At 43.4% G+C, this 13,482-nt stretch carries 12 protein-coding genes; 11 read left to right on the plus strand and 1 reads right to left on the minus strand.

Features of this window, described 5'->3' with window-relative positions:
* Nucleotides 1-227 precede the first annotated feature (227 nt).
* Nucleotides 228-767 (plus strand): single-stranded DNA-binding protein, encoded by a 540-nt coding sequence (locus E5A76_RS06670; RefSeq protein ID WP_053987998.1) that lies wholly within the window; start codon nucleotides 228-230, stop codon nucleotides 765-767.
* 46 nt (nucleotides 768-813) lie between these two features.
* Here the strand turns inward: E5A76_RS06670 and E5A76_RS06675 are convergent, their stop codons facing one another.
* A complete protein-coding gene (locus E5A76_RS06675) occupies nucleotides 814-1,713 on the minus strand; it encodes a LysR family transcriptional regulator (protein ID WP_161118468.1) in 900 nt (299 codons plus the stop codon).
* Nucleotides 1,714-1,940: 227 nt separating this feature from the next.
* Here E5A76_RS06675 and csrD point away from each other — a divergent pair, with 227 nt between their 5' ends.
* From csrD to E5A76_RS06725, 10 genes are all read left to right on the plus strand, one after another.
* Nucleotides 1,941-3,860 (plus strand): RNase E specificity factor CsrD, encoded by a 1,920-nt coding sequence (gene csrD, locus E5A76_RS06680; protein WP_053988004.1) that lies wholly within the window; start codon nucleotides 1,941-1,943, stop codon nucleotides 3,858-3,860.
* Nucleotides 3,861-4,041: 181 nt separating this feature from the next.
* The gene (locus tag E5A76_RS06685; protein WP_161118469.1) at nucleotides 4,042-5,517 is read left to right on the plus strand and encodes a PilN domain-containing protein; all 1,476 of its coding nucleotides are present in this window, start codon (nucleotides 4,042-4,044) and stop codon (nucleotides 5,515-5,517) included.
* On the plus strand, nucleotides 5,514-6,149 hold the full coding sequence (gene gspM / locus E5A76_RS06690) for a type II secretion system protein GspM (protein ID WP_053988006.1): 636 nt from the start codon (nucleotides 5,514-5,516) through the stop codon (nucleotides 6,147-6,149). Before E5A76_RS06685 ends, gspM begins: the two co-directional genes overlap by 4 nt.
* Nucleotides 6,142-6,468, plus strand: a complete 327-nt coding sequence (locus tag E5A76_RS06695; protein ID WP_053988007.1) for a hypothetical protein — start codon at nucleotides 6,142-6,144, stop codon at nucleotides 6,466-6,468. The genes gspM and E5A76_RS06695 overlap by 8 nt, the downstream gene beginning before the upstream one ends.
* 14 nt (nucleotides 6,469-6,482) lie before the next feature.
* A complete protein-coding gene (gene mshL / locus E5A76_RS06700) occupies nucleotides 6,483-8,105 on the plus strand; it encodes a pilus (MSHA type) biogenesis protein MshL (protein ID WP_161118470.1) in 1,623 nt (540 codons plus the stop codon).
* Nucleotides 8,106-8,108: 3 nt separating this feature from the next.
* Nucleotides 8,109-8,957, plus strand: coding sequence for an ExeA family protein (locus E5A76_RS06705; RefSeq protein ID WP_161118471.1), 849 nt, complete (start codon nucleotides 8,109-8,111; stop codon nucleotides 8,955-8,957).
* Nucleotides 8,954-10,192: a tetratricopeptide repeat protein gene (locus E5A76_RS06710; protein ID WP_161118472.1), complete on the plus strand. Its 1,239-nt coding sequence runs from the start codon at nucleotides 8,954-8,956 to the stop codon at nucleotides 10,190-10,192. Before E5A76_RS06705 ends, E5A76_RS06710 begins: the two co-directional genes overlap by 4 nt.
* Nucleotides 10,193-10,195: 3 nt before the next feature.
* The gene (locus tag E5A76_RS06715) at nucleotides 10,196-11,908 is read left to right on the plus strand and encodes a GspE/PulE family protein (protein ID WP_161118473.1); all 1,713 of its coding nucleotides are present in this window, start codon (nucleotides 10,196-10,198) and stop codon (nucleotides 11,906-11,908) included.
* Nucleotides 11,909-11,920: 12 nt separating this feature from the next.
* Nucleotides 11,921-13,147, plus strand: coding sequence for a type II secretion system F family protein (locus E5A76_RS06720; protein ID WP_053988012.1), 1,227 nt, complete (start codon nucleotides 11,921-11,923; stop codon nucleotides 13,145-13,147).
* Nucleotides 13,128-13,482: hypothetical protein (locus E5A76_RS06725; protein ID WP_161118474.1), on the plus strand; the 355-nt coding region annotated here is incomplete at its 3' end. The genes E5A76_RS06720 and E5A76_RS06725, both read left to right, overlap by 20 nt.

Here is a 13,482-nt window from a genome sequence, read left to right on the forward strand (position 1 = left end):
TTATAAAAGTGTCAGAAAAATGACATTTTTACACAGGTATAACATTAGACCTTGTAATATAAAGGGATATAGGTGCGGAATCACGAAATTGTGAGTTGAGATTTTATCGTCTAGTACTTGGGCGATGGAAAAATACTGGCACCATGATAAACTGCGCGATTGAGTATAAACTTTGATTAACTGAGCTATTTGAATCGAATAGTGCGTGATCAGATTTGGAGTGAACTATGGCCAGTCGTGGCATTAATAAGGTTATCTTAGTCGGTAACTTAGGAAATGATCCTGAAGTCCGTTACATGCCAAACGGCGGTGCGGTAGCGAATATTACCATTGCGACATCAGAATCATGGCGTGATAAGAATACGGGTGAGCAGCGTGAAAAAACCGAATGGCACCGCGTAGCTCTATACGGTAAGTTAGCTGAAGTAGCTGGCGAATACCTACGTAAAGGCTCTCAAGTATACATTGAAGGTCAACTACAAACCCGTAAGTGGCAGAACCAACAAGGTCAAGATCAGTACACAACTGAAGTGGTTGTTCAAGGCTTTAATGGTACGATGCAAATGCTTGGTGGTCGTCAAAACCAAGGTAACCAACCTATGGGTGGCGGTCAGCAGCAACAAGGTGGTTGGGGGCAACCTCAACAGCCTGCAGCACAAAGCTACGCACCACAACAGCAGCAACAACAAGCACCTGCTCAACAACCTGCACCTCAACCGCAGTACAATGAGCCACCAATGGATTTTGATGACGACATTCCGTTCTAATCAATCCGATATGAATAGTAAGAAGCAGCGTTTAACGCTGCTTTTTTTATATCGATGATTTGGGTGATGTATTATTTGTCGATTGCTTTATCACATCGATAAAACGTTTAGTTTTTTCATGTTGATAGTGAAGTTTTGGGTAATAGGCGAAGATTGTCTGCTTAGGCAAGGTTAATTGTGGCAGAACAGGGATCAGTAAACCGCTATTGAGGGCGTGTTGTACATGATCTGGTGAGGTTAAGATCAATCCCATTCCAGCTTCTGCACTAGCGAGTAAAGCGGCTGGATTAGCTGTAAGGAAGTTGCCTTGTAAGCGCAATACACTTCCATTATCAAAGACATAGTCTTGCTGGTGGTGATTGCTCCCTAATAATAAACAATTGTGCTGAGACAGTTGCTCGGGGAGCAATAGAGGATCGTGCTGTTCCAAATAATCAGGAGAGGCATAAAAACGGGCTTGGGTTTCAAACAATGGCGTGGCGATATAACTGGCAGAGTTAAAATCATCGATTTTAGGGCTGATGATGATATCTAAATTTAAATCAGGTAGTTGACCAAAGGTCGCGGAATGCAAAGCGATATTCACTTTCGGATAAAGGTGACTGAATGTAGTGATAGCTTGGATCAAGAATTGATCACCAGCTGTCAGTGACGAGCCAATACGTAAATTGCCGTGAATATCACTGTTTGTCGCGGTTGTTTCTGTCAGTAGTTGCTGCCACTGATCTAATAACATCAAACTACGTTGGAAAAAGGTATCGCCTGCTTCTGTCATTGATAAATGGCGAGTCGTGCGTTTGAGTAATTGAACCCCTAATTGCTGCTCTAGCCATGATAAACGTTTTGATAAGGCTGAATTAGAGATCTCAAGATGTTTTGCTGCTTGAGACAGTGAGCCGTGCTGGATAACAGTCACAAAACTTTTGGTACAGGTGATCCAGTCCATAGTGATAACCTTTCCTTGGTCCTTTTAGGCACAATGCGATGTTTATCGTTTTATCATGCGGTAGAGTATGTTTTGCTCACTGTAACGTAACTTTGGCAATGAGAATAGTCTGTCTAAATGTGATGTTATTGAATAAGTTACCATTTAGGTAAAAAAACTTCATAATAAGAAAGAGCCGTCAATGAACGAAGGCTCCGTTAAATTATCGTGCTTAGAGTTAGGATATTATGAGAAAAGCTTCAGGGATGAAATTAACCAATCGGTTAGTTGCTTTTGTTACCATGATCGTTATTTGTGCCATATTCATCATCTTCATTGGCGGTGCACTGAGCTTTCGTAAACTTGGGCAAGATTATTTAACCCATTACTTAAATGGGGTGGTCGAGGTTATCGACCAAGAGCTTTCCGATCCGCAAGGTGGCGCATCCATGTCTCGCTGGCTGCCTAAACTACTCAAATCAAGCAATGTTGTCCAACTGACTGTCGCTAGTCCTCAAGGTGTGGTGTATTCCTACAAAGGGTTAGAACTCCTGCCTGATCCCAATATCCTTTATGATAGTGAATACCAACTTCAGCTTAACCCTCAGTATAAAGTGACGATAGAGTCGATTCCCCCTTATGCCGAATTTACTTATTCGTTAGGCGCGATGTCGTTTATTAGTTTGGCGATGGGGATTGTTATTTTCGGCTTAGTACAAGGGGTACGTTGGTTGAAATTGCAGTTGCGGGGCTCTGAGTTATTAGAAACCCGTGGACGAATGATTTTGGCAGGAAAAGTGGATGATTACGCCATTGGTAATGATTATGAATGGCCCGGAACTGCCAGCTTAGCGATGGATCAATTGATCAAAGAGTTAAAGGATGCGCGTCAAGAGCGAAGCCGATTTGACACCTTTATTCGTACTCATACTTTCTTAGATCAGTTAACGGGAGCTGCCAACCGCGTACTGTTTGATAGCCGTCTTAAATCCATGCTGCAAGAGCCTGATAATCATGGTGCGGTGATACTGATGCGCTTGTCGGACTGGGAAGAAACCATTGCCGAAGAAGGTAAACAAAATGCAGATGAGTTCATCCAAGAGATCAGTATTATCTTATCTAACTTTATTCAACGTTTTCCTGACACCATGCTGTCTCGTTACTATGATGCCGAGTTCGCCATATTGATCCCGCAGCAATCAGTCAAAGAAGTGAAACTGTTTACCAACCAATTATTAAATGCGGTTGAGCGTTTATCCCCTCCGTTATCAATGGAACGTGATAATTGGTGCCATATTGGGGTGACTTATTTCCATGGTGGCGAGCGCCGTGGTCGTATTATGGATGAAGCAGATACCGCTTTGCGTAGTGCGCAATTACAAGGTTCAAACAGTTGGAATAGCTTTATTAAAGAAAATAATTGGGAAGATGATCGTGGTAGTGTGCGTTGGCGAACTTTATTTGATCGCATTTTAACGCAAGGTGGTCCTCTGTTATATCAGCAACCAGTGCTTAAAGCGCAAAATGAGGCTGTAATAAGCCGTGAAATATTAGCGCGAATTAAAGATGAACGTGGTGAATTAATAAAAGCATCGCATTTTATCCCTTATATTAATCAGGTTGGATTTAATCAGCGATTTGATAAGGCTGTGATTACACAAATAATTTCACTATTAAAAAGAGAATCAACGCCAGAAGTGTATTCAATAAATATTAGTGTTTATTCATTAATGGATAAAACATTTATTAAATGGTTAGTGAATGAATTATTACAAGCGCCACGTCCATTATTAAATAATGTGATGTTTGAAGTATCTGAAAGCTTGCTGGTAAAACACCTTGATGCCTTACGACCTGTGTTGAAAAAGTTGGTGGGGATGGGGTGTAAGTTAGCCATAGATCAAGCAGGTCGAACTATTGTTAGTACTCACTATATTAAAGAAGTGAAAGCCGATTACATTAAACTTCACCGAGGCTTAGTTCGAGACATAAATAAACGTCAAGAAAATCAGCTCTTTGTGAGAAGTATGTTAGGTGCGTGTGAAAACTTGAATGTCCAAGTCATCGCTGTAGGTGTTGAAACTTACAAAGAATGGGAAGTGTTAAAACAATTAGGGGTTGCTGCAGGACAAGGGCGTTTATTTGCCAAAGAAGATATTCTTTTATGATTTCTATGGCTGTTTTTTTTCTTAGAAATGATAATAAAAAATTACATTAATTATTAACGTTAGGTTAATTAAGTGATGTTTATCAATAAAATTATCGTATATTATTGGGTCTGCCATTAGTAGCTGCTAATCTTATCAATAAAGCATCATACAGGATGTATAGTCTTTTTTCTGGTCGTCTATGAAACACGTATTTTCTAAGCTTTTTCAGCGAACGAGTTTTCACCCGTCCGCTGCTTTAGTTTTTTATACTGACACGGTTGTCTTTGTTCAGGCTAAAACCGATCACTTTGTTGTTGATCGTATGGGTGTATCTAACGTTTCAGATTGGAGCGATGCGGCACGCCATTTGATCACCCAGCATCAATTATCAGGATGCGATCTTAAACTGGTATTAGGCCATGGGCTTTATCAGAGCCTTGTGATCGATAAGCCAGAAATTAGCGCAGATGAGCTTTCAACTGCGTTGCCTTTCCTTGTTAAAGATCTGGTGAATGACTCCCCAAGTGAGCTCATTGCCGATGGTTTTCCTGCTGCAATAAAAGATCGTCTACAGGTCTTTGTTGCGTCACGCCAGTTGATCACCAATATTGTACTAACCTGTCATGAATTAGGTTGTCATGTTGTTGATATAACGACGGAAGATATTGCGTGGAGCCGTTTTTCCGATCCTAATCGCAGCCAACTTATTCTCCATGCCGATGCGGATGGTAACTTGCAACTAACGGCATTTAATGAGCAAACCTTGTGCTTTCAACGTCAATTGCGTGGCTTTACTTTGCCATTGGTTGATCGCCAAGCATTAGATGGTGGCAGCTTTCAATTAGACAATTTGGCGTTGGAATTGCAACGCTCATTAGACTTTATTAGTGCGCAGCTACGTAGTAATCCGATCAGCCAATTGATCGTAAGCTGTGATAATGAAGATAACCAGACTTTAGCTGAAGAGCTGAATAAACGTCTGAATATCAGTGTTCAAGCGATCCAAGAGATTGATCCTGCGATTGATACCAATGCAGCAAGGCTTGGTTGGGCTGCATTACATCGTCCTAAAGATGCCATTATCAATCTGTATTCCGATAATCTACTGCCCACTAAGCAGTGGATGACGCTATCGAATATTGTCGCAAGTTGGCTGGTGTTAATTGTCTTATTTGCGGCGTGGGCTGGCTGGAACAGCTGGCAAAACAGCATTATAGAAAAAGAACTCGCACATCAAGCATCACTGTTAAGTGAAGAACAGCAAAAGCTGGATCATGCTCGTGCACAGGTCGCGGCATTGTTCTCAGATCCTTTGAAAGTGGATGAATCAAAAGCTTTGATGAAAGAATTAGAAGCTAAGCGCGCCACATTAAAAGTGATTGAAGAGCATGATGAGAGTCTTCGTGTCGGTTATGCAGGTGTACTTAAGCAACTGGCAGATGCCGCTAGCGGTGATATCTCTTTGCAACGTATTTATGTATCTGGACAGTCAATGGATTTAAGTGGCCTAGCGCGTAATCCTGATGCGGTGCCACGTTGGGTTGGTGCATTTAAAGCTTACCCATCTTTAGCTGAGCGTCGATTCCAAAAGATGACGTTAGGGCGTAACGACAAGAACATAGTGACGTTCCAATTACAGGCTGAGCGTAAAATCATTAAGGAGAGCGCTCAATGATGACGTGGAATGAATTAAGTCAACGTTTTGCAGCGCTATCTGTTCGTGAGCAATGGTTGATCGCTATTACGGGTTGGTTTGGCATTGTATTTATTGGTTACATGCTCGTAATTGAGCCACAAATGCAAACGGCGCAGTCTGTGAAAACCAATCTAATGGATACCAAGAATAATTTAGTCACAGCGCAAAATCAGCTGATTGTTGCTAACCGTAAGCTTAAACAAGATCCTGACAAAGAAATTAACCAAAAACTCGCACAATATCGTCAACAAGATGCGATTTTAACCCAGCAGCTTGAAGATAAAATTGGCAGTTTGATCTCTCCAGTTCAAATGGCGGGATTATTGGAACAAGTTTTGCGTCATAGCTCATCATTGAAATTAGATTCAATGACATCAATGCCATCGTCTCAGTTAGTGAGTGGCGACGATCAAGGGTATTTCGTTCACCCTGTACGATTAACGTTTAAAGGGCGTTACTTCGATGTGGTGAATTACTTAAATAAATTGGAAGCCTTACCTGTTAAGTATTACTGGCGTAGCCTGAACTACCAAGTTGATGAATATCCATGGGCGAAGGTTGAACTCGAGGTATATACCTTAGGTGAGAGTAAGGACTTTATTGGTGGATAAAAAATTTGCATGGACGGCAGCATTATTATTGAGCCTTGGTTCGGTAAGTGTGAATGCAGCCCAAGATCCCACAGCGCCATTGGGCTGGGTAGCGAGCAGTAAAAGCCAAGTAAAAGGACAACCACGATTACCTCAATTACAAAGCATCATTTGTGATGGAGCGCAGTGCTCGGTCATTTTAAATGGTGAAGTGGTGAGTCTTGGCGGTCGAGTTAACGGTTATACCCTCACTCATGTCTCAGATAGTAGTGTCACTTTAAGCCGAGGCGGCAAGAAGTGGCATTTGGCGTTATTTGCTGAAAACATACGAACGAATTAAAGGTTAAAAAATATATGCGTCGAATTCTTCTGGGGGTTGCCATAGCATCCTTGGCTGGTTGTTCTATGGGGCATCAAAACCCAACTGAAATCAAACAAGCTTTAAATGAAGCTGCCAATGAAGCTAATAGCCGTCCGTTAATGGAACTGCCTTCAGCGGTCAATGCTGATCTTATGCCGTCATTAGATGGTGGCATCAATCCGGTTAATTCTTCATTAGAGAAGCGTTTTCGTGTGAACGCAAAAAATGTTGAAGCCAGTGCATTTTTTACCAGTTTAGTAAAAGGTACGCCTTTTAATATCGTGATCCACCCAGGTGTTAGCGGTCGTATCACCATGAAATTAAACGATGTAACGCTTGATGAAGTGTTAAACGTTGCATCGGATATTTACGGTTATAACACCACCCGTAAAGGCAATATTATTCAGGTTTTCCCTGCAACATTACGTACCGAAGTGATCCCTGTTGATTACTTACAGCTACAGCGTAAAGGCAAATCATTAACCTCTATCACTTCTGGCTCTATTGCTGATAGTGAGAGTAGCTCATCGTCAAGTGATGACAGTGATAGCAACAGCACGTCAAGTAACGGTAATACCACCACTGGTGGTACCACGATTGAAACTACTTCTGACAGTGATTTCTGGGTACAGCTTGAAAAAGTTGTGAGTGGCATGATTGGCTCAGGTGATGGTCGTAATGTGATGGTTTCACCACAAGCGGGTTTGATCTCTGTACGTGCGTTTCCTAATGAATTACGTGAAGTCAAAGAGTTCTTGGGTATGTCGCAAAAGCGCCTGAAGCGCCAAGTGGTACTTGAAGCCAAGATCATGGAAGTGACGCTTGATGATAGTTACCAACAAGGGATCAACTGGAACAACCTGACTGCAAGTATTGGCGGTACCGGTATCACGATGGGAACAGCTGCTATTGCTGAAACCTTACCGGGCGGTAATGCGATCTCTGATCTGTTAGGCGGTCAAACTAACATCACGATCTCTGATGGTAACTTCAGCACAGTGATGAGCTTCCTATCTACTCAAGGTGACTTGAACGTGCTATCTAGCCCACGAGTTACGGCAGCGAATAACCAGAAAGCTGTGATCAAAGTGGGTGGCGATGAATACTTCGTGACTGATGTTTCAAGCAGCAATGTATCAGGTGATAACAATAACGTAGCACCAGATGTGTCATTAACACCGTTCTTCTCGGGTATTTCGTTAGATGTGACACCACAAATCGACGATCAAGGCGGTGTGTTACTGCATGTTCATCCTGCGGTTGTTGATGTACAGAACGAAACCAAAACCATTGAGGTCGGTACGGCAAAACCTATGGTACTGCCATTGGCGAAAAGTACGATCCGCGAATCTGATTCTATCATTCATGCTCGCACAGGTGACGTGGTGGTGATCGGTGGTTTGATGAAATCGACAGTGAACGATCAAGTATCAAAAGTACCATTATTGGGTGATATCCCAGGTTTAGGTAACTTGTTCCGTCAAATCAATAAAGTGAAGAAGAAAACTGAACTTGTGATCTTGCTTAAACCAACAGTGGTGACTGATAACACGTGGAAGCAAGAGATCGAACGTTCTCGCGCACTGATCAATGAATGGTTCCCTGAAGAAGGGTAAACCATGTATATCGAGCATTTTGGTTTTAGTCAGCAACCTTTTGCCCTAACGCCAAATACATCCCTTTTTCATGCGCTGCCATCGCACATTGAAGCGATTCAAACTGTGCTGGCAGCACTTTCTATGGGAGAAGGGATCACACAGGTCTCAGGAGAAGTGGGGACAGGTAAAACCTTAGTGTGTCGGATGTTAATGACCCAACTACCCGAACATTTTGATCTGGCTTATTTGCCGACGCCAGCCAGTAATGGCACCGAATTAAAACGGGCGCTGGCAAAAGAGCTAAACCTAACTCCTAGCCGTGATCCTGTGTTGCTCACAGAGCAAATTCAAGATGAGTTGATCACCCGTCGTTTAAAAGGGCAATCGGTGGTGGTGTTATTAGATGAAGCCCAAGCCTTGCCAGATGATGCATTAGAAGCCATTCGTCTGCTCGGAAATTTAGAAACCGAGCAAGCGAAATTATTGCATATTGTGCTGCTTGGACAGCCAGAGCTTGATCTGCGTTTGGCGCAACATCAATTGCGTCAGTTGCGCCAGCGGATCACCTTTCGTGCTGTATTGCGCCCATTAACCTTGGCTGAAACCATTGCTTATATTAAGCATCGCTTACATCAAGCGGGCTATACCGACATGGTGTTTAGTGTGCCGTTATGCCGTGCGATTTGGCGTTCGAGTAATGGCGTACCAAGATTAATTAATCAGTTATGTCATAAATCGCTGCTTGCGACGTTTTGTGAGCAAAAATATATCGTTAGTAAGAAAGAAGTTCTCATGGCAATTCGGGATACCTTAGGGGCAAGCCAACCCAAATGGTCGTTTCCTGTGTTATGGGGATGGAGTCATTCATGAGTGAATTAAATCGCCGACTTAATGAGTTGAGCCAAGTTAAATTATCGTCTGTGACCCAGAAAGGCTCACCATTACGTGCAGCTGATATTGCACCTGTGCCGAAATCAGTATGGCCTAAGTGGGCGGCACTTGGATGTTGTGGATTAGCCTTAAGCACTGTGGTGTGGTGGTTCAGTCAGCCTGATAGCGTAGTCAGTCCTGCAATGGCTGAAACCAGTGTCTCTGCTGAGCCTATTTTGCAGCAGCCAGAACTCGTTGCGCAATCAACCATTGTACAAGGTGAAGCAACTCAACCTGCGATTGAGCAATCTGATGAGAGTAAAAAACATCAGCCAGCAGTCAGTGAGCAGCCAATAACACTTGTTCATACAGAGTCTACTGCTGCGAAAAAAGCAGAACCTGTGCCACAAACTGCACGTCAGGTTGCGCAAAAATCAGTGCCTGCTGAGCTTGCTGATATGCCCGTTGCTCAAGCTTCACTAGAAAGTGAAGAAGAGCAAAAAGAATTACAAAGCTCTTATGATCAAGGTTATGAGAGTGGCTATGAGCGCGCTTTAGCAGAAGTGAAGCACGAGAAAAAAGCTAAAACGGTTGTACATCAAGCGCCAGCACCTGTGCCTGTAAAAAGTGAACTGTCTATTCAAACCGTTGCGTTAACCCCCAATGAGTTAGCGCAAGTGGAATACTTAAATGCAGAAAAAGCACTAGAGCAAGAAGACAGCAAGCAAGCGGTGATGAATTTAGAAGCGGCGCTGAATTATCGTCCTGATTGGATCATGGCAAGACAGCGTTTAGCCGCCTTGTATTATGGTCGTGGTGAGGTGCGAGAAGCGATTGCTACACTTGAAAAGGGCTTAGCAAAACAGCCGAATCAACCAGAATTACGTTTAACGCTGGCGAAGTTATTAGTTAATGAGTCACAAAACCAAGCGGCATTGGCTGTACTTAATGATAAAAGCGGCACGATGAATACCCAGTATTTAGCGATGCGTGGTGCATTAGCACAAAAGCTAAATAATAACGCAGTGGCATTGAACAGCTATCAGCAATTAGTGCGTGTTGCCTCGTTTGATGGTCGCTGGTGGATGGGTTTAGCCATTGCTCAAGATCGTAGTGGTGATATGAAAAAAGCCGTTGAGTCTTACCGTAAAGCCTTACAACTTGGCAATATTTCAGCGTCATCTCAACAGTTTATTCAGCAGCGTTTAGCTGTATTAACTCAGCATAGGAGCTAGCCGATGCAAATTCGATTACGTAAACGCTTAGGCGATCTTCTGGTTGATGAAAATATCATTACTCAGCAACAACTAGAACAAGCACTAACGAAACAGCAATCAACCGGTCGTAAGCTCGGTGATACCCTAATTAATCTCGGTTTTCTTACTGAACAGCAGATGCTGCAGTTCTTAGCACGTCAGCTAGATATTCCGCTAGTCGATTTGACGCGAGTACAAGTAGATAGCGACAGTGTAGGCTTACTCTCTGAAGTAAACGCCCGTCGTTTGCGTGCCTTAGTGCTGGGTAAACACGGTGACACCGTGCGTGTTGCGATGAGTGATCCGGCTGACTTAGCAGCGCAAGAAGCGGTGTTTGATCAGCTGAGTCAATACCGAGTGGAGTTAGTGATTGCTCCTGAGCGTCAGCTATTGGCGGCGTTTGATCGCTATTATCGTCGAACCCAAGAAATTGCGTCATTCGCCGAGCAATTAAAAGCAGAGCACCAAGATCACCATACTTTCACCTTTGGTATGGAAGAGACCGACAATGAAGAAGTGACAGTCGTCAAACTGATCAATTCATTGTTTGAAGATGCGGTGCAAGTGGGCGCGTCGGATATTCACATTGAGCCTGATGCAGACGTATTGCGTATTCGCCAACGTATTGATGGTGTCTTACATGAAAACGTAATTGATGAGAGCAGTATTTCTGCTGCGCTGGTATTACGTTTGAAGCTTATGAGTGGTCTGGATATTTCTGAAAAGCGTCTACCTCAAGATGGACGTTTTAACATGATGGTACGAAACCGCTCGGTTGATGTGCGTATTTCTACCATGCCAATCCAACATGGCGAATCAGTGGTAATGCGTTTGCTTGATCAATCCGCGGGTATTTTAAGCCTTGATGAGATTGGTATGCCTGATGACATCGTGCAACGTTTTCGTCGTCAGCTAAAACGTCCTCACGGGATGATTTTGGTAACAGGTCCAACAGGTTCGGGTAAAACAACCACGCTTTATGGCGCATTGAGTGAATTAAATAAGCCGGGTAAGAAACTGATCACCGCAGAAGATCCGGTGGAATACCGTTTGCCGCGTGTTAACCAAGTTCAGGTAAACAGCAAAATTGGTCTCACGTTTTCATCGATCTTGCGTACCTTTTTACGTCAGGATCCTGATGTCATCCTTATTGGTGAGATGCGTGATCAGGAAACCGTTGAGATTGGTCTACGCTCAGCATTAACCGGTCACTTAGTGTTATCCACACTGCATACCAACGATGCTGTTGATAGTGCGCTGCGTATGATCGACATGGAAGCACCGGGGTATTTGGTTGCAAGTGCAGTGCGTGCCGTATTAGCACAGCGATTAGTGCGTCGTATTTGTAGTGATTGTGGTGAAGATACGCCGTTAGAATCCGGCCAAAAGGCATGGTTAGAAACACGTTTTCCATTTTACAACAACCACGTATTCCGTCGTGGGCGTGGTTGTCACAGCTGTAACTTTACCGGCTACAAAGGGCGTATTGGTGTGTTTGAACTATTAGAAATGCGCCAAGAAATGATGGATGCGCTACGCCAAAACAATGCAGTGCTATTTACCCAATTAGCACGTAACAGTGAAGGCTATAAACCGCTTGTTGAATCAGCAATGGAGCTCGCTTTAGCAGGCAAAACCAGTATTGATGAAGTATTGCTCCTAGGTGAAGGAGAAATCATGGACGATCTTAAGTAGTAGAGACGAAAAATGGCAGTGTTCAGCTACCGAGGTCGCGGTGATAAAGGCCAGTTAAAGCAAGGAACGATTGAAGCATCGAGCCCGAATGCAGCGGCGGATCTGTTAATGCGTCAAGGTGTGATCCCACTAGAGATCCGTGAGACTCATGCCAAAAGTAAAAGCCAAGCCTTTGATTTAAGCTCGTTGTTTCAGGCGCAATTACCACTAGAAATTTTGGTGATCTTCTGTCGTCAGCTTTATAGCTTAACCAAAGCAGGTGTGCCGCTACTGCGCGCGTTTAAAGGGTTATCGCAAAGTGCCAGTCACCCGTTATTAAAAACGACCTTAGAAGAGGTAACACAAGATCTGACTAATGGTTTGGCATTATCAGCATCTATGCAGCAGCATCCTCGGGTATTTTCACGTCTCTTCATTTCGATGATCCATGTTGGTGAAAATACTGGTCGCCTTGATCAGGTGTTATTGCAACTCGCTAACTACTACGAGCAAGAGATGAAAACCCGTCGCCAAATCAAATCGGCGATGCGTTATCCCACGTTTGTATTAACCGCTATCGTGATCGCAATGGGGATCTTAAATACCAAGGTGATCCCGCAGTTTGCCTCCATGTTCTCTCGTTTTGGTGTTGAATTGCCATGGCCGACTCGAGTGCTGATTGGAACATCTAATTTCTTTGTTCATTACTGGCCCGTGATGATAGGGGTGTCATTTGCTACTTGGCTCGGTATTCGGTTGTGGCGTAATACGCCCAAAGGGGCAGAAAAGTGGGATAACTGGCGATTACGAATGCCAATTACTGGTTCAATTGTTAATCGTGCTCAGATGGCACGTTTTGCGCGAACGTTTTCATTGATGATCCGTGCAGGTGTGCCGCTAAACCAAGCCATTCAAATGGCAGCGGAGTCTTTAGGTAACCGTTTCTTAGAAAACCGCTTAGTTGAAATGAAGCAGGGTATTGAGAGCGGTAGCAGTATTGCTCGCACCGCGACAAAATCTGGCGTATTTACCCCTCTCGTACTACAAATGATTGCAGTTGGTGAAGAAACTGGCCAAGTTGATGACTTGCTACTGGAAGTGGCAGATTTTTATGATCGGGAAGTTGAGTACGATTTAAAGACGTTAACCGCCAGAATCGAACCGATCATGCTAGTGGTTGTGGCTGGTATGGTGCTGCTATTAGCACTGGGTATCTTCTTACCGATGTGGGGAATGCTCGATGTCGCTAAGGGATCGTGAATTACAGCACGCAAAAAGGTTACAAAATATTTCATGGGCTATTGTGACATTGGTCTTAATTAGCGTTTTGTTATACGAATGGAATCAAGTACACAAAAATGCCAAGTTAGTGCAGCTAGATTTGACCCAAAACAACCTGTATCAAGGTGCTGTAAACCTGCGTCAGAACTGGGAGTTAAACCATAAACCACAGCATGACAAGGTAGCTGGAATTCCTTTTTCGTATACTTCGCTTGGTTGGCCTGTTGTGTACAAAAATGGCGACTTAGACTGTCCAAAAATATGGTCTTTATTATCAAATGGAATAGAAAAGCCAGAATATAACGCATTTAGTT

The organism is Photobacterium lucens, from assembly GCF_009873615.1.
Taxonomy (GTDB): Bacteria; Pseudomonadota; Gammaproteobacteria; order Enterobacterales; family Vibrionaceae; genus Photobacterium; species Photobacterium lucens.